This is a genomic window from Mesorhizobium sp. ORS 3428, assembly GCF_001854785.1.
GTDB lineage: Bacteria > Pseudomonadota > Alphaproteobacteria > Rhizobiales > Rhizobiaceae > Mesorhizobium.
In genome coordinates, this window is record NZ_MDFL01000117.1 from 37,574 (window position 1) to 58,179 (window position 20,606).

Consider the following 20,606-nt stretch of genomic DNA (forward strand, 5'->3'; position numbering starts at 1 on the left):
TTGCCTTCCTTCCTGTTTCAGCCGTGCGCCACCATGATGTGGCGAACGGCGGTGTAGTCCTCCAATGCGTAGAGCGACATGTCCTTGCCGTAGCCGGACTGTTTCAGTCCGCCATGCGGCATCTCGTTGGTCAGCATGAAGTGGGTGTTGATCCAGGTGCAGCCATATTGCAGGCGCGCGGCCGTCGCCATGGCGCGCGTGACGTCCCTGGTCCAAACAGACGAGGCAAGTCCGTAGTCGCTGTCGTTCGCCCAGTTCACCGCCTCGTCGACGTCCGAGAAGCGGGTGACGGAGACGACCGGTCCGAAGACTTCGCGGCGCACGATCTCGTCCTCCTGCATCGCCCCGGCAACCACCGTCGGCTGGTAGTAGAAGCCGGACCCCTCGCCCGGCTTGCCGCCCGTGGTGATCTCGATGTGCTTCAGCTCCGAGGCGCGCTCGACGAAGCTCGACACGCGGTCGCGCTGACGGCGCGAGATCAGCGGCCCGATCTCGTTCTCGGTGTCGTCGGCGAGGTTGTATTTGATGGTCCAGACCGCCGAGGAAAGGTCGGCGACGAGCTTGTCGTAGATCTTCTTGCCGGCATAGATGCGGCAGGCGGCGGTGCAGTCCTGGCCGGCATTGTAATAGCCGAAGGCGCGCAGGCCGTTGACCACGGCGCCGAGGTCGGCGTCGTCGAAGACGATGACCGGCGCCTTGCCGCCGAGCTCCAGAWGCGTGCGCTTGACCGACTTGGCGGCGGCCTGCAGCACCTTCTTGCCAGTGGCGACATCACCAGTGATCGAGATCATGTTGACCTTGGCATGGTTGATCAGCGTGTTGCCGACACTGTCGCCACGGCCGAGCACGACGTTGACGACGCCCTCGGRCAGGATCTCGGAGAGGATCTTCGCCAGCTTCAGCGCCGTCAGCGGTGTCTGCTCCGACGGTTTGAAGACCACCGTGTTGCCGCCGCCGATCGCCGGCGCCAGCTTCCAGGCCATCATCATCAGCGGATAGTTCCAGGGCGCGATGGAGGCGACGATGCCGATCGGGTCGCGCCTGACCATCGAAGTGTGGCCGGGAAGATATTCGCCCGCCACCTGGCCGGGCATGGAGCGGACCGCACCGGCGAAGAAGCGGTAGCAGTCGACGATCGCCGGGATCTCGTCATTGAGCACGGCATTGATCGGCTTGCCGCAGTTCAGCGCMTCGAGCGCCGCGAACTCCTTGGCTTCGGCCTCGATGCGGTCGGCAATCTTCAGGAGATAGCCGGAGCGCTGCGCCGGCGTGGTGCGCGACCAGGTGGCGAAGGCCTTTTCCGCCGCCGCCACCGCGGCATCGATCTGCGCCGGACTCGCTTCCGGCAGATTGAGGATGGTCGCCCCGGTCTTCGGATTGAGGATCGGCTCCTCGGTTTCGGTGCCCTTCTCGAATTTCGGGCCGATCAGCATTTGAGTGTCCATGGGGGTTTCTCCCTTCGCAGGAGCGAGTAGCGAGTAGCGAATAGCGAGTAGGGGCCTGGCGATCGATTTTCCCTATTCGCTATTGGCTATTCCCTATTCGCAGTTTTTCATTTGCYCGAGCCGGCGATCTGGTCGCCGTCGCGGRTCAGGTAATAGGCAAGCAATATCGGCAGCAGCGTCACCAGCACGACCACCATGGCCACGACGTTGGTGACCGGGCGCTGACGCGGGCGGATCAGTTCCTCCAGCATCCAGATCGGCACGGTCTGTTGCTGGCCGGCGGTGAAGGTGGTGACGATGACCTCGTCGAAAGACAGCGCGAAGGCCAGCATGCCGCCGGCCAGCAGCGCCGTGGCGATGTTGGGCAGCACGACATGCCGGAAGGTCTGGAAGCCGTCGGCGCCGAGATCCATCGAGGCCTCGATCATCGAGCCGGAGGTGCGACGGAAGCGGGCGACCGCGTTGTTGTAGACGACGACAACGCAGAAGGTGGCGTGGCCGAGCACGATGGTCCAGAACGAGAACGGGATGTYGGCGAGCGCGAAGGCCGAGCGCAGYGCGATGCCGGTGATGATGCCGGGCAGCGCGATCGGCAGGATGACCAGCAGCGAGATGGTCTCGCGGCCGAAGAATCGCGTCTGCGAGACGGCCGCGGCGCAGAGCGTGCCCAGCACCAGTGCGATCGCCGTCGAGATGGCGGCGACGCGGAGCGACAGCGACAAAGCCTCCCACACATCCGGCCGGTTCCAGGTGACGGCGAACCATTGCGTGGTGAGCCCCGGCGGCGGCCACACAAAGCTCTTCTCCTCCGTCGTGAAGGCATAGACGAAGATCAGCAGGATCGGCAGGTGCAGGAAGAGCAGCCCGCAGGCAGCTGCGATCTTCAGGCCGAGGGGAGCGGACTGGCCGCGTTCAGAGCGCATCGAAAGCCCCCATGCGCTTGGCGCCCCAGAGGTAGAATCCCATGATGACGATGGGCACGACGGTGAAGGCGGCGGCGAGCGGGATGTTGCCGGCGGTGCCCTGTTGCGAATAGACGGCCTGGCCGATGAACAGGCGCGAGGTGCCGATGATCTGCGGAATGATGTAGTCGCCGAGCGTCAGCGAGAAGGTGAAGATCGACCCCGCAACGATGCCGGGCAGCGCCAGCGGAAACAGCACGTTGCGGAAGGTCTGACCCGGCGAGGCGCCGAGATCGGACGAGGCCTCGACCAGATTGCCGGGCACACGCTCGAGCGCCGCCTGCACAGGCAGTATCATGAATGGCAGCCAGACATAGACGAAGACGATGAACGTGCCGGTGAAGGACACCGACAGCGAGTTGCCGCCGACGATCGGCAGCGACAGCCAGCCGTCGAGCAGCCAGAGCAGGTCGAGCTTGTCGAACAGCCAGGTGAGGATGCCTTCCTTGGCGAGGATCAGCTTCCAGGCGTAGATCTTGACCAGATAGCTCGACCAGAGCGGCAGCATGACCCCGAGATAGAACAGCGCCTTCCAGCGTCCGCGCGCATAGCGCGCCGCATAATAGGCGATGGGGAAGGCGATGACGGCGGAGGCGAGAGTCACCAGCGCCGCCATTGTCACCGTGCGCAGGATGATGTCGAGATTGGCGGCCTGGAACAGGTCGCCATAGGTCTTCAGGGTGAACTCGCGGTTGATGAGGCCGGAGAACTCGTCGATTGAGAAAAAACTCTGCAAGAGCAGCGCGATCAGCGAGCCGATATAGACGATGCCCAGCCACRGAAGCGGCGGCAGAAGCATCAGGAACAGCAACAGTGTTGGCCGACGCCAGAAGAGGTCGGAGAACGCGCCGCGCATACCGCCGCTGCCGGGCAGGATAGCGGGCGGAGGGTTGGATTGAACAGCAGCGACGGTCATGGCACGCCTACCGTCTTGACTGGATCAATGGCGGAAAGGCCGCGTTCCTTCACACCCCCCTCTGTCCTGCCGGACATCTCCCCCGCAAGGGGGGAGATCAGCAGCTTGTCTGCCCCGCCAGTTCTGCAACGTCGAAAATTGGCGAAGCCGGTGGCGACAGCCAATCTCCCTCCTTGCGGGGGAGATGTCCGGCAGGACAGAGGGGGGTGCTTCGCGCAAACCTCAATCATGCCTGTTCGTCCATCAGATGCAGGTGCTCGCGATTGAAAGTGAGCATTACGGCCTCGCCCTCTGCCGGCAGCGCGGTGCCCGCCGGCACCATGGCATGCAGACGAAGGCCATCGGCATCGAGCGCCAGCCTGGTCGTGGCGCCGAGATAGTTGGTTCCGACGAGCCGCGCTGCAACGCCGTCGCCGCTCGTCGCGCGGGACACGCGGATGGATTCGGGCCGAAGGCTGCCCCAACGGAGCTGGCCCGAATAGCGCTGGACGAAATCCGGCGGCAGTACGTTTGACGAGCCGACAAAGTCGGCGACGAAACGGGTCTTCGGCCGCTGGTAGATATCCTCCGGCGTGCCRACCTGCATGATCCTGCCGTCGTTGAAGACCGCGACGCGATCGGCCATCGAAAGCGCCTCGCCCTGGTCATGGGTGACGAAGACGAAGGTGATGCCGAGCACCTTCTGCAGCGACTTCAGCTCTTCCTGCATGTTCTCGCGCAGCTTGAGGTCGAGCGCGCCGAGCGGCTCGTCGAGCAGCAGCACCTTGGGCTGGTTGACCAGCGCACGGGCAAGCGCGACGCGCTGGCGCTGGCCGCCGGAAAGCTGGCCGGGACGGCGCGCACCGTAGTCCGGCAGCCGCACCAGAGACAGCGCCTCTTCCGCCGCCTTCAGCCGCTCGGCCTTGCCGACGCCCTTGACCATCAGCCCGTAGGCGACGTTGTCCAGCACATTCAAATGCGGGAACAGCGCATAGTCCTGGAAGACGGTGTTGACGTTGCGGCGATAGGGCGGAACGCCTTCGGCGCGCTCGCCGAAGATGGAGATGGAGCCTGATGTCGGCTGCTCGAAGCCGGCGATCAGCCTGAGGCAAGTCGTTTTGCCGGAGCCGGACGGCCCAAGCATGGCGAAGAACTCGCCCGGCGCGATCTCTAGATCGACCGCGTCGACGGCGCGCACGCTGCCGAAATGGCGCGAGACTTGTTTGAAGGAAACGGCGGAGGTCATGGGCTGTCCTGAAGCTTCAGGCTCTCAAATTCGGATGTCGGCGCTGCCCCTCATCGGCCTGCCGGCACCTTCTCCCCGTGAAGGACGGGGAGAAGGGACAAACTCCAGCGCTGGCGACCCCCTCTCCCCGTTCTTCGCGGGGAGAGGGTGAGGGTGAGGGGCAGCGTCAACTTTTAAAGGCTGGGCGAACTTACCGTCCGCCAATGACGCCGATATAGTCCGACACCCAGCGGTAGTAGGGCACGCACTGGTCGTTCTGGCTGGCGCATTTCGACACCGGCGTCTTCCAGAACTTGATCTTGTCGAAATTGTCGTAACCGTTGGTCTTGCAACCTTCCACGCCGAGCAACTCATTGCCCTTGCAGGCGGCCGGCACCACCGGCAGCGAGCCGAACCAGGCCGAGACATCGCCCTGGACCTTGGCCGACAGCGAGTGCTCGAGCCACATATAGGCGCAGTTCGGATGGGCGGCGTCGGCTTCCATCATGGTGGTGTCGGCCCAGCCGGTGWCACCTTCCTCCGGCACGGTCGAAGCGACCGGCTTCTTGGYGGCGACCAGCGTGTTCACCTGATAGGGCCAGGAGCCGGAGGCAACCACGCCTTCGTTCTGGAAGTCGTCGACCTGGATCGCGGCGTCATGCCAGTAGCGGYCGACCAGCGTGCGCTGCTTGCGCAGCAGGTCGAGCGCGGCCTTGTACTGGTCCTCGTTGAGCTCGTAGGGATCCTTGATGCCGAGTTCCGGCTTGTGGAACATCAGATAGTTGGCGGCATCCGCAATGTGGATCGGGCCGTCATAGGCCTGTACGCGCCCCTTGTTCGACTTGCCGTCGGGCAGCTTCATTTCCTCGAAGACGACGCTCCAGCTCTTGGGCGCTTCCTTGAAGACGTCGGTGTTGTACATCAGGATGTTCGGACCCCATTGGTAGGGAACGCCGTAATGCACCTTGTCTACGGTGAACCAGGGAGCGTCCTTGAGCCGGTCGTCCACCGTCTTCCAGCTCTTGATGAGGTCGGTGTTGATCGGCTGCACACGCTTGCCCGCGACGAGGCGCAGCGAGGCATCACCTGAAGCCGTCACGAGGTCGAAGCCGCCTTCGTTCATCAGCGAGACCATCTCGTCCGACGYGTTGGCGGTCTTGACGTTGACCTTGCAGCCGGTCTCCTTCTCGAAGGCGGTGACCCAGTCATAGTTCTTGTCGGTCTCGCCGCGCTCGATATAGCCCGGCCAGGCGACGATATTGAGCTCGCCCTCGCCTTTGCCGAGCTCCTTCACCTGGGCGATCGCCTGACCCGAGAAGGTCAGCGCAACCGTCAATGCCGTGCATGACTTCAGGAATGCATTCATCATCGATCTCCCATTTTGGCGCACGACCCCGAAACCGGTTTCGGTTTTCGGAAAGGATCATGCGCAAACTTGAACGTCGAAGCTTGCGTGCCCCGACAGCCGCTCCCGGGCGGCTTTGTTCCCTGTGCGAAAGGTGCTGTGAAAAATCCGGTTTCGCAAATTCATTTATCAGAAAGACGATATCGGATTTTCCGATATCGCTCAGGCCCGCTGGCGCATCGTGCGCTGCGACTGGGCAAGCCCGATGAAATCGCGGGCGGCCTGCGGTAGGCCGGAACCGCGACGCCAGACCATGCCGACCTGGACGACCGGGAGGGAGCCGGAAATATCGCGGGATTCGATGCGGTCGCCTTCCAGCGACCAGGGGCGATAGACGAGGTCGGGCAGGAGCGCCACGCCGGCCCCAGTGGCGACGAGGCTGCGCACGGCCTCGACCGAGCGGGTACGGAAGGCGACATGCGGCCTGGCGCCGATGGCGGCCAGAAGCTTGCCGGTGTTCTCCTCGATCTCGTCGACGGTGAGCATGATCAGCGGCTCGGAGGCGATATCGCCGATGCCGATAATGTCGGCGCTGGCGAGYTTGTGGCTGAGCGGCAGCCATAGCCGATAGGCGGAGACCTCGAGGATTTCGGACTGCAGCGCGGTGCGGTCGCGCAAATTCGACGTCACCATGACGGCGATGTCGAGCTTGCCGCCGACCAAAAGGTGCTCGAGATAGTCGCCATTGTCCTCGATGGCCGAGACCTCGACGCTCGGATAGGCGCGGCGGTAGCGGGCAAGCAGGTCGGAGAGCACATAGCCGGCGACCAGCGAGGTGACGCCGAGCTGCAGGCGACCCCCGGCCGTCAGCTGATCGCCGAGGAAGGYGCGACGCGCGTCGGAAACATCGGCCAGGATCTTCTTGGCGTGGCGCAGGAACTGATGGCCCTTGTGGGTGATGTTCAAGCCGCGCGGATGGCGCTCGAACAGTTCGACGCCAAGATCGCTCTCCAGTTCCTTGATCGCCTCGGTGACCGAGGATTGCGAGATGGATAGGTTCTGCGCGGCGCCCGATACCGTGCCCTGCTCGGCGACGGCGACGAAGAACTGGAGCTGGCGGATGGTGAAAGCCATGGCCGGACTAAACACCGGCGCGGCCAGGAAGGAAAGTCGGCGGCGGCTCTTTCCACGCGGTCTCGCGCTAGGCCGCCGCGATGCTGAGCCGCGCTCCAGCGTCGTTGAGCGCGGCGGCGATATCCTGCGGCGGCGGCCGGTCGGTGGCGAGCTCCGAAAAGCCGTCGAAGCCGCAGACCTGGACCAGCCCCTGGCGGCCGAACTTGGTATGGTCGGTGACGACCAGCGAACGCTGGCCGCGCGACAGCACCATGCGGGCGAATTCCGCTTCTTCCAGCTCGTAGTCGGTAAGGCCGGCGACGACATCGACCGCGCCGATGGAGATGACCGCGTGGCTGACCRAGAAGCGGCTGACGAATTCGATCGCCGTGGCGCCCAGGGCCGCGCCTGAATCGCTGCGCAATTCGCCGCCGGCCATGTAAACCTTGTTGCCGTTCACGGTTGCCAGCGTGCGGGCGATGTCGGACGAGTTGGTGACCACCGTCAGCCGGTGATGGCCGAGCAGTTCACGCGCCAGGAAGGAGGTGGTGGTGCCGGTGTCGAGCATGATCGACTCGCCGTCGCGAATGGTGGCCGCAACCATGCGGGCGATCAGCCGCTTGGCTTCGGCATTCTCGCGCATGCGGCGCTCGAACGGCGCTTCGCCTGCCATCGACGGCAGGCTGACCGCGCCATGCATCTTGCGGATCGATCCCTCGTTTGTGAGCGGCCTGACATCGCGCCGCACCGTCTCCAGCGAAACGCCAAGCCGCTCGGCCAGGCTGGCGATGGTAATCGTGCCCTCCTCGTTGAGCAGCCGCAGGATCTCCCCATGCCGTTTCGAGTGGTTCATATGGATGTCCGGGATTTTGACCGATTCTAAGGCATTCCTAGCGCTTTTAAAGGAATTGCTTATATTTTCGGGCAAAACACCCAAAAAAGGTCACAGCTTTTGATTGACAGGCACGCGGCACTGGCGTGAGATCGATGTCGTGACAGGCTCGGAACTGCCACAGGAGGATGATGRCAGAGCCGAAATCGACCGACCAGATCGTCTGGAACGTGCCTGACGCGAGCTTTTTTCGAATCCGCGGGGGCGGATGCCGGGATCCTAAACCTGGCCAAGGGGCTCGTCGGTGCGGTGAGGGATGCCCATCCCGGCGTTCCGCACCGACGAGGCTTTTCTGTTTTCTCTCACCATCGCCTTGTCGAAAGCCGGTTGCAGCAGGAACAAACCCGTGAGTGCCCCCGTAGTTGCCGAAGACCGCATCCGCGCCCTGCCCTGCTGGGCCGGCCGCATCGAGATCGAACCGCTGCCGGGCGGCCTCAGCAACGCGAACTATGTGGTCAAGGACGCCGCCGGGCGGCATGTCGTGCGCTTCGGCCAGGACTTCCCGTTCCATCATGTCTTTCGCGAGCGCGAGGTGATGACTGCGCGGGCGGCGCACGCGGCAGGCTTCGCGCCGGCCGTGCGCTATGCCGAGCCGGGAATTCTGGTGACGGAATTTCTCGGCGCCCGGACCTTTGTCGCCGAGGACGTGCGTGCCGACCTTGGCCGCGTGGCAGCGCTGCTGCGCAGCTTCCACCGCGAGATGCCTGCCCATGTCTCCGGCGCCGGCTTCATGTTCTGGGTGTTCCACGTCATCCGCGACTATGCGCGAACGCTTGAGGAAGGCGGCAGCCGCAAGAGGGGTGAGTTGCCGCGCTACCTGGCACTCRCCGACGAGCTCGAACGGGCGCAGAAGCTTTTGCCGATCGTCTTCGGCCACAACGATCTTTTGCCGGCCAACATCCTCGACGACGGCAAGAAGCTCTGGCTGATCGATTTCGAATATGCCGGCTTCAACACGGCCATGTTCGATCTCGCCGGGGCGGCCTCCAATGCCGGCATGAATGACGAGGAGTCCTTTGCCTTCCTGACCGCCTATTTCATGAAGGAGCCGGACAGCGAGATCCGCCGGTCGCATGCGGCCATGCAATGCGCCTCGCTGCTGCGCGAGGCGATGTGGAGCATGGTCTCCGAACTCTACCTCGACGCGCCCGGCATCGACTACGTCGCGTATACCGAGGAGAACCTCACGCGGCTCGATGCGGCGCTGGAAAACTACCGGACAAAATACGGGACTAGATCATGACCCTGCCCAGCCACGCCGGGATCGTCGTCATCGGCGGCGGCATCATCGGCTGTTCGACCGCCTATCATCTGGCACGCGACCACAAGGCCGATGTGGTGCTGCTGGAACAGGGCAAGCTGACCTCGGGCTCCACCTGGCACGCGGCAGGCCTGGTCGGGCAGCTGCGATCGTCGGCCTCGATCACCCGCGTGCTCAAATACTCGGTCGAGCTCTATAAGGGGCTTGAAGCCGAGACGGGACTCGCGACCGGCTGGAAGATGACCGGCTGTTTGCGGCTCGCCACCAACGCCGACCGCTGGACCGAGTTCAAGCGGCTGGCGACGACCGCCAAAAGCTTCGGCATGGACATGCAGTTGCTGTCGCCGGCCGAGGTGAAGCGCATGTGGCCGCTGATGGAAACGGGCGACCTCGTCGGCGCTTCCTGGCTGCCGACCGACGGACAGGCGAGCCCCTCCGACATTACGCAATCGCTCGCCAAGGGCGCTCGAATGCACGGCGCCAGATTGTTCGAGGACGTGCGCGTCACCGGCTTCGAAATGAAGAACGGCCGCATCATCGCAGTGAAGACCGAGAAGGGCGACATTGGCTGCGACAAGGTGGTGAACTGTGCGGGGCAGTGGGMACGCCAGGTCGGCGCCATGGCCGGCATCAACGTGCCGCTGCAGCCGGTCAAGCACCAGTATGTCATCACCGAGAAGATCGAGGGGTTGGCCAACGACGCGCCGACGATCCGCGACCCCGACCGCCGCACCTATTTCAAGGAGGAGGTCGGCGGACTGGTGATGGGGGGCTACGAGCCGAATCCGCAGGCCTGGACGACGGGTGACGTTCCCAACGACTGGGGGTTCCGCCTGTTCGACGACGATTACGATCACTTCGAACAGCATATGACCCAGGCGATCGAGCGCGTGCCGGCGCTCGCCCATGCCGGCGTCAAGCAGATGATCAACGGCCCCGAAAGCTTCACGCCGGACGGCAACTTCATCCTCGGCGTCGCTCCCGAATGCGCCAACATGTTCGTCGGCGCCGGCTTCAACGCCTTCGGCATTGCCTCGGGCGGCGGCGCCGGCTGGGTGCTGGCGCAGTGGGTGGTCGACGGCGAGGCGCCGCTCGACCTCTGGGTGGTCGACATCAGGCGTTTTTCCAACCTGCAYCGCGACCGCGACTGGGTCCGCGACCGCACGCTGGAAGCCTATGGCAAGCACTACACGATCGGCTTCCCGCATGAGGAATATCTTTCCGGCCGGCCGCGCATCGTCTCGCCGCTCTATCAGCGGCTGAAGACACATCGCGCGGTGTTCGGCTCCAAGCTCGGCTGGGAGCGGCCGAACTGGTTCGCCCCGGAAAGGGTCGAGCCGCAAGACATCTATTCGATGGGCCGGCAGAACTGGTTTTCCTCGGTCGGCGACGAGCACCGGCACGTGCGCGAGAAGGTCGGCATCTTCGACCAATCCTCCTTCGCCAAATATGAGATGACCGGCACCGATGCGCTGAAGGCGCTCGACTGGATCTGCGCCAACGACATCGAAAAGCCGGTCGGCCGGCTGACCTACACGCAGCTTCTCAACACGCGCGGCGGCATCGAGGCGGACCTCACAGTGGCGAGGCTTGGCGAGGACAGGTTCTACATCGTCACTGGCACCGGCTTCCGCACGCATGATCTCTCATGGATCGGCGACCATATCGGCCAAGGTCTCGACGCCAGGCTGAAGGACGTCACCGAGGATTTCGGAACGCTGTCGCTGATGGGGCCGCGGGCCCGCGACGTGCTGTCGGCGGTGACAGGCGCCGACGTCGCCAACGCCGCCTTCCCCTTCGGCCACGCGCRCGAAATCGACATCGCCGGCCACACGGTGCGGGCGCTGCGCGTGACCTATGTCGGCGAGCTTGGCTGGGAACTGCATGTGCCGATCGCCGCCACAGGCGAAATCTTCGACGCGCTGATGGCGGCGGTAAAGCAGCACGGCATCCGGCCGGTCGGCTACCGGGCGCTGGAATCGCTCAGGCTGGAAAAAGGCTACCGCGCCTGGGGCTCGGACATCACGCCCAACGACACGCCGCTGGAAGCAGGCCTCGGCTGGGCGGTGAAGCTCAGGAAGAACACCGACTTCGTGGGGCGGCGCGCGCTGGAGAAGGCGGCCGGCAAGCCGCTGACAAAACGCTTTGCCGGCTTCACGGTCGACGATCCGGAGATCGTGCTGGTCGGGCGCGAGACGATCCTGCGCAACAGCGAGCCGGTCGGTTATCTCACTAGCGGCGGCTATGGCTACACGGTGGGCAAGAACATCGGCTACGGCTATGTGCGCAACGCCGACGGCGTCAGCGACGATTTCCTCGCCTCAGGCGATTACGAGCTGGTGGTGGCGATGGAGCGGACGCCGGCAAAGATCCATCTCGAGCCGATGTATGATCCGGCCGGGGAGAGGATAAAGGCGTAGGTTGGGCGCCGCATGCGGCGCGCTCCTGGCGCCGGTCTCATCCTGCAGCTTTGGCGATTGGCGAAACCGCCAACACAGCGCCCCTCTCCCCGTCACAATACGGGGAGAGGGTGHCGGCAGGCAGGTGAGGGGCGGCGCCAGCGCTGGCCAGGCAAAATCGGGCATCGGGCCTCGACTTGAAGCTGGACGCGTTAATCGTCGAAATGAGCGCTGCCCCTCATCGCCCGGCCAGCCCCTTCTCCCCGTATAGTGACGGGGAGAAGGGGCTGGCCGCAGCGCCGGCGCTCTTCTTGCAACGTCGAAACGGTCGATGGCAGCGCTCTTAAATGACGCGCAGGACCAGGCCCCGGCTCGGCACCGCGTCGCCCTCGCCGGGCATCGAGGCGTAGGGCCGTGTCTCCTCGACACGGGTTATGGTGCCCTGCGCTTCGAGCGCGGCGATGCGTTCARCAAATCCGGCCTGCCACAGCGTGTTCTTGACCGTCAGCACGATGATGCCGCCCGGTCGGCAGATGCGGATCAGTTCGTCCAGGCCTTCGATCCCGACATGGCCCGAGGTGAAGACGCCGGCCGAGACGATGCAGGCATAGGCGCCGTCGGCGAAGGGCAAGGGTCCGCCCAGCGCCAGGCGATGCAGGGCCGCGTACACGCCCTTGGCGGCCGCCTTGTCCAGCATGYCCTGCGAGATGTCGAGGGCCTCGACTTTCGGATAGCCGGTGATGGCGAGCCACTCGCCGATCAGGCCGGTGCCGGCGCCGGCGTCGAGCAACGGGGCGGCGCCGCGGGGCAGATGGCGCGCGAGCAGCGCCAGGCAGATCGTCGGATGGCGATAGCCGGCGGCCGACATGTCGGCATCATAGGTCTCCGCCCAGCTGTCATAGACGGCGGCGACTTCGTCCGGTCGGGTCGCCGCGTAAGCCGCGCTTAGTGCGCTGTTGTGCTTGCCGTCCGTCATAGCCRCTCTCGCCGATTCGCGTCCGACCATGGTAGCCAAGCGGCAAAAACTGTGGAACCGTTCCGCCATGAAGCTGGCGTGATGGTAAACGGGGGATGACGATGGAGAAGGCGCGCGCGGCGCTGGCCGCCATTCCGGCGCTTGCCGGGTACGAGGGTMCGCTGGAGCAGCTGGGCGGGCTGACCAATCTGGTCTACAGGGCCGGCGAGGTCTGCCTGCGCATTCCCGGCAAGGGCACGGAGGAATATATCAACCGCGCCAACGAGGCGGTGGCGGCGCGCGAGGCGGCGAAGGCCGGCGTCAGCCCCGAAGTGCTCTTCGTCGATCCCGCGTCCGGCCTGCTGGCGACGCGCTTTATAGCCGCCGAGACGATGTCGCCGGAGAAGTTCAAGACAAGGCCGGGCAGCCCGGCACGCGCGGGCGAGGCCTTCCACAAGCTGCATTCGTCGGGCGCAGTCTTTCCCTTCCGCTTCGAATTGTTTGCGATGATCGACGACTATCTGAAGGTGCTGTCGACCAAGGATGTCGCGCTGCCTCAGGGCTACCACGACGTGGTGAGCGAGGCAGAAGTGGTGCGCGAGGCGCTCGCCGCCCACCCCATCCAGCTCGCCGCCTGCCACTGCGATCCGCTCTGCGAGAACTTCCTCGATACGGGCGAGAGGATGTGGATCGTCGACTGGGAGTATTCCGGCATGAACGATCCGCTGTGGGACCTCGGCGACCTCTCGGTCGAGGGCAGGTTCGACGCTGCCCAGGACGAAGAACTGATGCGCGCCTATTTCGGCGACGAGGCGAGGCCGGCGGAGCGCGGCCGCGTCGTCATTTACAAGGCGATGTGCGACCTGCTCTGGACGCTATGGGGCCTTATCCAGCTTGCCAACGACAATCCCGTCGACGACTTCCGTGCCTATGCCGACGGCCGCTTCGCCCRCTGYRAGGCGCTGATGGAGATGGCCGAGTTTTCGCGGCACCTTGCGGCGGTGCGCCAGGGCTGAACAGGCGATACGAAGACTGCGCGGAAAACCGTCTTACGGTTCGCGGAAACCGCTCAGTTCACGCCCTTCGGCACGTTTTCCGGCGGCACCACCGTTTCCACCACCTTCTGGCGGTGGAAGATGAATAGACCGGCGAGCACGACAATCGCCGAGCCGGCCAGGATGCGCGGGCTCGGCACGTCGCCGAAGAAGGCCAGACCGAAGACGACTGCCCAGAGCAGCAGGCTGTAGTGCAGCGGCGCCAGGGTCGAAGCCGGCGCCAGCTTCAGCGCCCGGGTGATCATCAGATGGGCGGCGCACGAGACGACGCCGAGTAGAAGCATGGCGCCGAAATCGAGGGCCGTCGGCGCGCGCCAGATGCCGATGGCGAACGCGCCGCCGACGATCAGCGTGCCGATGGTCTGCCAAGTAACCAAAGTGGTGTCGCTCGTTCCGCGTAAACGCCGGTTGAGGATGATGGCGAAAGCGAAGGCTATGCTGCCGATCAGGGCAAAGGCCGACGACAGCGAGAACGCCGCCGATGAGGGTTTCAAGATGATCAGCACGCCGCAGAAGCCGACCAGGATCGCGAGCCAGCGMCGCCAGCCGACCTTTTCGCCAAGCAGGAGATGCGAGAGCGCGGCGACATAGATCGGGCCGGCCATGTAGAAGCTCATCACATCGGCGAGCGGCAGGTAGACGACGGCGGCGTAGAACAGCCCGGTGTCGAGCGTGGTCGCCACCACGCGCAGGAGCTGCAGCAGCGGCCTTTCCATCTGGAACAGTTTGGCCGTGCCCTGGTTGGCGATCATCGGGCCAAGCACGATGAAGGCACCAAAGGAGCGGATAAGCACCACCTGGCCGACGGAGAAAGAGGCGACCAGCCATTTGCCCATCGCGTCGTTCAGCGCGAACATGAAATCGCCGGCCAGCATCAGGAGGATGCCGGCTAGCAGGACGTTCCTGATGGTGAAATTGCGCACAAGGGACTCGGCCATTCCGGCTCCCTAGCCGCACGCGGCCGGTTTGACGAGGAAAAATCGACCAATCCGTAAGACCAGCGACGGAAATCGGGTGGTCTACGCGGTCGTGTGCCTTCGGTTGACCCTCTCTGGCCGGCCGGCGATCGACAGCCTGGTCTCCTGCCTGGTCCGCTCGGCCACCACCTTGCCCCTGGCGATGACGCAGAGGCGTTCCGGGCGCAGGCGCACGGCCTCGATCGGGTTGCCGGCATCGAGCACGACAAGGCTCGCCCGCTTGCCGACGGCCAGACCCAGATGATCGAGGCCCATGATGGCGGCGTTGACGTTGGTGACCATATCGAAGCAGCGCGCCATGTCCGCCGGGCTCGACATCTGGGCGACATGCAAGCCCATGAAGGCGACGTCGAGCATGTCGGCGGTGCCCAGCGAATACCAGGGATCGAGCACGCAGTCCTGGCCCCAGCCGACGCGGATGCCGAGCGCCAGCATCTCCTTCACGCGGGTCAGGCCGCGCCGCTTCGGGAAAGTATCGTGACGTCCCTGCAGCATGATGTTGATCAGCRGATTGGGAATCGCCGAGACGCCGGCTTCGGCGATCAGCRGYAGGAGCTTCGAGACGTAGTAATTGTCCATGGAATGCATGGAGGTGAGATGCGAGCCGGCCACCCTGCCCTGCAGGCGGAGGCGCCGCGTCTCATAGGCGAGCTGTTCGATATGGCGCGACAGCGGGTCGTCGGTTTCGTCGCAATGCATGTCCACCATAAGACCGCGCTCGGCGGCGATCTCGCAAAGCTCCGTGACGGAGCGCGTGCCGTCGGCCATGGTGCGCTCGWAATGCGGGATGCCGCCGACGATGTCGACACCCATATCCAGCGCGCGGATGGTGTTTTCTCGCGCTGTCGGCGAGCGGTAGAGCCCGTCCTGCGGAAAGGCGACCAGCTGCAGGTCGATATAGGGCGCGACCGTCTTCTTCACGTCGAGCAGGGCTTCCACCGCAAGCAGCCGATCGTCGCAGACATCGACATGGGTGCGGATGGCAAGCAGGCCCATCGACACCGCCCAGTCGCAATAGGCAAGCGCGYGGTCGCGCACGGCCTCATGCGTCAACAGCGGCTTCAATTCGCCCCAAAGTGCAATGCCTTCGAGCAGCGTGCCGGACGCGTTTATGCGCGGAATGCCGTAGGAGAGCGTGGCGTCCATATGGAAGTGCGGATCGACGAAGGGCGGCGAGACGAGATTGCCGCCGGCGTCGATTTCGGTCCGCVCCGAGCCCTGCAGTTCCGGCTCGATCGCCCGAATGGTCTCGCCGGCAATGYCGATGTCGGCAACCCTGCCGTCCGGCAACGTGCCGCCGCGCACGATGAGGTCGAAATCCATCTGTCGTCATCCCCTTCTAGAAATCAGCAATTGTCGCGGCCGGAAAGACCGTCTGCCGCAGCCGCTTCTTCCCGACGGCGAAAGGTTTCCTCCGGCGGCAACTCGCTCTATAAGCCGCCTCTCGCCCTCGTGGCGAATCCGAAATTCGTGCAGCCGGYATGGGATCAGTCGTTTGTTTCGCTTCTTCCGCTCGACGGAGAACCAGYGCCTAGTCGCGAGGCTGGTGAAGGAATCCTTCCAGGAGCACATGGTCGGCTACGCCCTCGCCATATTGTCGATGCTGGTGGTGGCCGGCACGACGGCAGCCAGCGCTTATATGCTGCGCGAAATCACCAACGAATTCGTGGTTTACAAGAGAATCGGCCACGTCAACTTGATCGCCGCGGCAACCGCGGCGATCTTCGTTCTCAAGGGCATGGCGAATTTCGTCCAGGCCTATTTCATGAGCCGCGTCGGCAACGCCATCATCGCGGACCGGCAGCGCAAGATCTATGACCGCATCCTCGCGCAAGGCATCGAGTTCTATCATTCGACCTCGTCATCCGACCTGATCACGCGCATGACGAACAATGCGCAGGCGGCGCGCAGCGTGCTCGACCTCGTCGTAACCTCCTATGTGCGCGACCTGGTGACCTTGATTTCCCTCGTGGCGCTGATGGTCTGGCAGCAGCCGGCGCTGTCCCTGATCTGTTTCGTCATCGGGCCCGTCGCCATTTACGGCGTCAACCGCATCCTGAAGCGCGTCCGCAAGATTTCCCAGATGGAATTCCGCTCACTCGGCCAGATCGTGCATGTGATGCAGGAAACGGCAATCGGCGTGCGCGTCGTCAAATCCTTCAACCTCGAGGGCGCGATGCGCAAGCGCATGTACACGGCCGTATCCGACGTGCAGAACCGCGCCAACAACATCGCCACGCTCGAGGCAGCCACCAGTCCGGTGATGGAAACGCTCGCCGGCCTGGCGATTGCCGGCGCCGTCTTTGTCAGCGGCTTCCTGGTACTGGAGGGCGGCCAGATGCCGGGCGACATCATGGCCTTCATCGGAGCGCTTCTGCTCGCCTATGAGCCGGCAAAGCGTCTGGCGCGCGTGCGCATCGCGCTGGAAACCGGGATCGTCGGCGTGCGCATGATGTTCCAGCTTGCCGACCGGCCGTTGACGCTTGCCGAAAAGCCCGACGCCAAGCCGTTGCGGCCGGGCCCCGGCGAAATCCGTTTCGACAATGTCAGCTTCGCCTATCCGGAAAGCCCGCCGGTGTTTCAAGGTTTCAACCTGACATTCGCGGCCGGCAAGATGACGGCGCTGGTCGGGCCTTCCGGCAGCGGCAAGTCGACGATCCTCAACCTGATCATGCGCATGTACGACCCGCAGAGCGGCAGGGTGATGTTCGACGGCCAGGACATCTCCTTCGCGACGCTAGCCTCGCTCAGGGAAAAGATCGCCTATGTCAGCCAGGAAACGTTCCTGTTTGCCGGCACGATCATGCACAATATCCGCCTCGGCCGCGAGGATGCGACGGATGAGGAGGTGATCGCCGCCGCCAAGGCCGCCAATGCGCATGACTTCATCAGCGCCATGGCCAAGGGCTATGAGACGGAGGTGGGCGAGAATGGCTCGCTGCTTTCCGGCGGCCAGCGCCAGCGCATCTCGATCGCGCGCGCGATGCTGCGCAATGCCGAGATTCTGCTGCTCGACGAAGCGACCAGCGCGCTCGACGCCGAGTCGGAGGCGCTGTTCCGCGACGCGCTGCAGCAGCTCACCGTCGGGCGTACGACGATCGTGATCGCGCACCGGCTGTCGACCGTGCACCAGGCCGACACGATCGTGGTGCTGGAAAACGGCAAGGTGCAGGAAAGCGGCCCGCACAAGACCTTGCTCAAGCAGGGCGGGCTCTATCAAAAGCTCTATGAATATCAGCTGATGCCGTGAGCCACCCTCCCCCTTGTGGGGAGGGTCGCTGCGAAGCAGCGGAGTGGGGGTGCGGCGCCCCCCCAACCCGGACCTTCGGTCCGACCTCCCCAGAAGGGGGAGGTAGGGGGCACAGCCTAACTCACTCCGGCACTTTCCTGACGGCACCCTTATCGGCGCTGGTGGCGRAAGCGGCGTAGGCGCGCAGCGCCGTCGTCACCCGGCGCTTGCGCTTTTCCGCCGGCTTCCATGCATCGGCGCCCTTCGCCGCCATCGCGGCGCGGCGAGCTTCAAGYTCGGCCTCGCTGACGGCGAGATGGATCTTGCGGTTCGGGATGTYGATCTCGATCGTATCGCCTTCCTGCACCAGGCCGATCAGCCCGCCTTCGGCGGCCTCGGGCGAGACGTGGCCGATCGACAGGCCCGACGTGCCGCCGGAGAAGCGGCCGTCGGTGATCAGCGCGCAGGCTTTGCCGAGGCCCTTCGACTTCAGATAGCTGGTCGGGTAGAGCATCTCCTGCATGCCTGGGCCGCCGCGCGGCCCCTCATAGCGGACGACGACGATGTCGCCGGGCTTGATCTCGTTGCCGAGGATCGCCTTGACGCTCGCGTCCTGGCTCTCGAAGACGCGGGCCGGCCCGGTGAATTTAAGGATCGACTCGTCAACGCCGGCGGTCTTCACGATGCAGCCGTCGAGCGCCAGGTTGCCCTTGAGCACGGCAAGGCCGCCGTCCTGCGAGAACGGCGTCTTTGCGGAGCGGATGACGCCCTTCTCCCGGTCGAGGTCGAGCTCGTCCCAGCGGCGGTCCTGGCTGAAGGCGACCTGTGTCGGCACGCCGCCGGGCGCGGCGCGGAAGAAGGAGTGCACATTCTCGGCCGAGGTGCGGGCGATGTCCCAACGGTCGAGCGCTTCGCCAAGGGATGCGGTGTGGACGGTAGGCAGATCGCGATTGACCAGGCCGGCCCGGTCGAGTTCTCCGAGGATGGCCATGATCCCGCCGGCGCGGTGGACATCCTCCATGTGCACGTCGGCCTTGGCCGGCGCCACCTTGCAAAGCACCGGCACCTTGCGCGACAGCCGGTCGATGTCTTCCATGGTGAAGTCGACCTCGCCCTCATGCGCGGCGGCTAGAATGTGCAGCACCGTGTTGGTCGACCCGCCCATGGCGATGTCGAGCGCCATCGCATTCTCGAACGCGCCCTTGGAGGCGATGCTGCGCGGCAGCGCACTTTCGTCGTTTTGCTCATAGTAGCGCTGGGCGAGATCGACGATCAGGTGGCCGGCCTCGACGAACAGGCGCTTGCGGTCGGCGTGCGTGGCCAAAGTCGAACCATTGCCCGGCAGAGAGAGGCCGAGCGCCTCGGTCAGGCAGTTCATCGAATTCGCCGTGAACATGCCGGAGCAGGAGCCGCAGGTCGGGCAGGCCGAGCGCTCGATGACCTTGACGTCCTCGTCGGAGACCCGGTCGTCGGCGGCGGCAACCATGGCGTCGACAAGGTCAAGCGCCTGYGCCTTGCCGGCCAGCACCACCTTGCCCGCCTCCATCGGCCCGCCGGACACGAAGACGGACGGGATGTTGAGGCGCAAGCTGGCCATCAGCATGCCGGGGGTGATCTTGTCGCAGTTGGAGATGCAGACCATGGCGTCGGCGCAATGCGCGTTGACCATGTATTCGACGGAGTCGGCGATCAGCTCGCGCGACGGCAGCGAATAGAGCATGCCGTCATGGCCCATCGCGATGYCGTCATCGACGGCGATGGTGTTGAACTCCTTGGCGACGCCGCCGGCCTTCTCGATCTCGCGAGCGACGAGCTGGCCAAGGTCCTTCAGATGCACATGGCCGGGCACGAACTGGGTGAAGGAATTGACCACAGCGATGATCGGCTTGCCGAAATCGCTGTCCTTCATGCCGGTGGCGCGCCACAGACCGCGGGCGCCGGCCATGTTGCGGCCGTGGGTGGTGGTGCGGGAACGATAGGCAGGCATCGTATTGTCCTTGCTGGCTGGCCGCGCCAAGCAAAGGCGCGGCGGCGCTGAATTCAGTCGCCAGGGGTTATAGCGGCCATGGCCCCACCTTGCCACATTTTTGCGCTGCRCCACAAATCGTCGGGAAATTTTGAAGGCGCTGTCGGGTCGCGTCCAACCGACGCGTCCTTGGGGCAGACGGCCGCAAGACGGCATGAAATCGCCGGCGCGCCGTTTGAAGATGGACACCCTGAGAGCACGTTCGAGGAGCAGACATGCAAAAGATCACCACCTTCCTATGGTTCGACGGCCAGGCCGAGGAGGCCATGAACCACTACATTTCCATCTTCAAGAATTCGAAAGTGTTGAGCATCACGCGCTGGCCCAAGGGCCATCCGCAGGCAGGCCAGGTGCTGGTCGCCTCGTTCGAGCTCGACGGCGTGACTTTCCAGGCGCTGAACGGCGGCCCGCAATACAAGTTCACCGAGGCGATCTCGCTGTCGATCGACTGCGAGACGCAGGAAGAGGTCGATCATTTCTGGAGCAGGCTCACCGAAGGCGGCGGTCAGCCCGGGCCGTGCGGCTGGCTGAAGGACAAGTTCGGCGTTTCCTGGCAGGTCGTGCCCGAACAGCTGCCGCGCCTGCTTCAGGACCCCGACCAGGCCAAGGCCAGCCGCGTCATGCAGGCCATGATGCAGATGGGCAAGATCGAGATCGCCAAGATCGAAGCGGCGGCGAAGGGGTGAGCGAAGACGAGGCCCTGTTGTTGAAATAGAGCCGAAGCCGGCGCTGCCCCTCATCCGGCTGCCRCCACCTTCTCCCGTGAAGAACGGGGAGAAGGGACAAGCTCCGGCACTGGCGACCCCTCTCCCCGTTCTTCACGGGTA

The 20,606-nt window shown here is 64.6% G+C and carries 16 protein-coding genes; 5 read left to right on the forward strand and 11 right to left on the reverse strand.

Annotation, left to right across the window (positions count from 1 at the left end; translation table 11 throughout):
• Positions 1-17 precede the first annotated feature (17 nt).
• The 7 genes from ORS3428_RS16430 to ORS3428_RS16460 all read right to left on the reverse strand — a co-directional run bounded on the left by ORS3428_RS16430 (position 18) and on the right by ORS3428_RS16460 (position 7,838).
• On the reverse strand, positions 18-1,445 hold the full coding sequence (locus ORS3428_RS16430) for a gamma-aminobutyraldehyde dehydrogenase (protein WP_071099342.1): 1,428 nt from the start codon (positions 1,443-1,445) through the stop codon (positions 18-20).
• A gap of 107 nt (positions 1,446-1,552) precedes the next feature.
• Positions 1,553-2,368, reverse strand: coding sequence for an ABC transporter permease (locus ORS3428_RS16435; RefSeq protein ID WP_071099343.1), 816 nt, complete (start codon positions 2,366-2,368; stop codon positions 1,553-1,555).
• Positions 2,358-3,323, reverse strand: a complete 966-nt coding sequence (locus ORS3428_RS16440; protein ID WP_071099344.1) for an ABC transporter permease — start codon at positions 3,321-3,323, stop codon at positions 2,358-2,360. The genes ORS3428_RS16435 and ORS3428_RS16440 overlap by 11 nt, the downstream gene beginning before the upstream one ends.
• Before the next feature lie 226 nt (positions 3,324-3,549).
• The gene (locus ORS3428_RS16445) at positions 3,550-4,548 is read right to left on the reverse strand and encodes an ABC transporter ATP-binding protein (RefSeq protein WP_071099345.1); all 999 of its coding nucleotides are present in this window, start codon (positions 4,546-4,548) and stop codon (positions 3,550-3,552) included.
• 190 nt (positions 4,549-4,738) lie between these two features.
• On the reverse strand, positions 4,739-5,893 hold the full coding sequence (locus tag ORS3428_RS16450; protein WP_071099397.1) for an ABC transporter substrate-binding protein: 1,155 nt from the start codon (positions 5,891-5,893) through the stop codon (positions 4,739-4,741).
• A gap of 201 nt (positions 5,894-6,094) precedes the next feature.
• Positions 6,095-7,006, reverse strand: coding sequence for a LysR substrate-binding domain-containing protein (locus tag ORS3428_RS16455; RefSeq protein ID WP_071099346.1), 912 nt, complete (start codon positions 7,004-7,006; stop codon positions 6,095-6,097).
• 67 nt (positions 7,007-7,073) lie between these two features.
• Positions 7,074-7,838, reverse strand: a complete 765-nt coding sequence (locus tag ORS3428_RS16460; protein ID WP_071099347.1) for a DeoR/GlpR family DNA-binding transcription regulator — start codon at positions 7,836-7,838, stop codon at positions 7,074-7,076.
• Positions 7,839-8,223: 385 nt separating this feature from the next.
• Here ORS3428_RS16460 and ORS3428_RS16465 point away from each other — a divergent pair, with 385 nt between their 5' ends.
• Both ORS3428_RS16465 and ORS3428_RS16470 read left to right on the forward strand, forming a co-directional pair.
• A complete protein-coding gene (locus tag ORS3428_RS16465) occupies positions 8,224-9,120 on the forward strand; it encodes a phosphotransferase family protein (RefSeq protein WP_071099398.1) in 897 nt (298 codons plus the stop codon).
• Entirely contained in the window at positions 9,117-11,558 is a 2,442-nt protein-coding gene (locus ORS3428_RS16470; RefSeq protein ID WP_071099348.1) for a GcvT family protein, read from the forward strand. The genes ORS3428_RS16465 and ORS3428_RS16470 overlap by 4 nt, the downstream gene beginning before the upstream one ends.
• Positions 11,559-11,880: 322 nt before the next feature.
• Here ORS3428_RS16470 and ORS3428_RS16475 read toward each other — a convergent pair whose 3' ends face one another.
• Complete coding sequence (locus ORS3428_RS16475; RefSeq protein WP_071099349.1) at positions 11,881-12,513, reverse strand: class I SAM-dependent DNA methyltransferase; 633 nt, start codon at positions 12,511-12,513, stop codon at positions 11,881-11,883.
• A gap of 95 nt (positions 12,514-12,608) precedes the next feature.
• Between ORS3428_RS16475 and ORS3428_RS16480 the strand changes: the two genes are divergently transcribed.
• Positions 12,609-13,508: a phosphotransferase family protein gene (locus ORS3428_RS16480; RefSeq protein ID WP_071099350.1), complete on the forward strand. Its 900-nt coding sequence runs from the start codon at positions 12,609-12,611 to the stop codon at positions 13,506-13,508.
• Between the two features lie 53 nt (positions 13,509-13,561).
• Here the strand turns inward: ORS3428_RS16480 and ORS3428_RS16485 are convergent, their stop codons facing one another.
• Positions 13,562-14,485: a DMT family transporter gene (locus ORS3428_RS16485; RefSeq protein ID WP_071099351.1), complete on the reverse strand. Its 924-nt coding sequence runs from the start codon at positions 14,483-14,485 to the stop codon at positions 13,562-13,564.
• An 81-nt stretch (positions 14,486-14,566) separates the two neighbouring features.
• A complete protein-coding gene (locus ORS3428_RS16490) occupies positions 14,567-15,847 on the reverse strand; it encodes an amidohydrolase family protein (protein WP_071099352.1) in 1,281 nt (426 codons plus the stop codon).
• 172 nt (positions 15,848-16,019) lie between these two features.
• On the opposite strand from ORS3428_RS16490, the gene ORS3428_RS16495 reads away from it, so the two are divergent.
• Complete coding sequence (locus ORS3428_RS16495) at positions 16,020-17,774, forward strand: ABC transporter ATP-binding protein (protein ID WP_071099353.1); 1,755 nt, start codon at positions 16,020-16,022, stop codon at positions 17,772-17,774.
• 121 nt (positions 17,775-17,895) lie between these two features.
• On the opposite strand, the gene ilvD is transcribed toward ORS3428_RS16495, so the two are convergent.
• Complete coding sequence (gene ilvD / locus ORS3428_RS16500; protein ID WP_071099399.1) at positions 17,896-19,740, reverse strand: dihydroxy-acid dehydratase; 1,845 nt, start codon at positions 19,738-19,740, stop codon at positions 17,896-17,898.
• A 254-nt stretch (positions 19,741-19,994) separates the two neighbouring features.
• Here ilvD and ORS3428_RS16505 point away from each other — a divergent pair, with 254 nt between their 5' ends.
• A complete protein-coding gene (locus ORS3428_RS16505; RefSeq protein ID WP_071099354.1) occupies positions 19,995-20,465 on the forward strand; it encodes a VOC family protein in 471 nt (156 codons plus the stop codon).
• Positions 20,466-20,606: the final 141 nt, after the last annotated feature.

What these genes read in the sequence shown, in the direction of transcription:
- ORS3428_RS16505 (WP_071099354.1), top strand. Translation starts at nt 19,995, where the DNA reads ATGCAAAAGATCACCACCTTCCTATGGTTCGACGGCCAGGCCGAGGAG.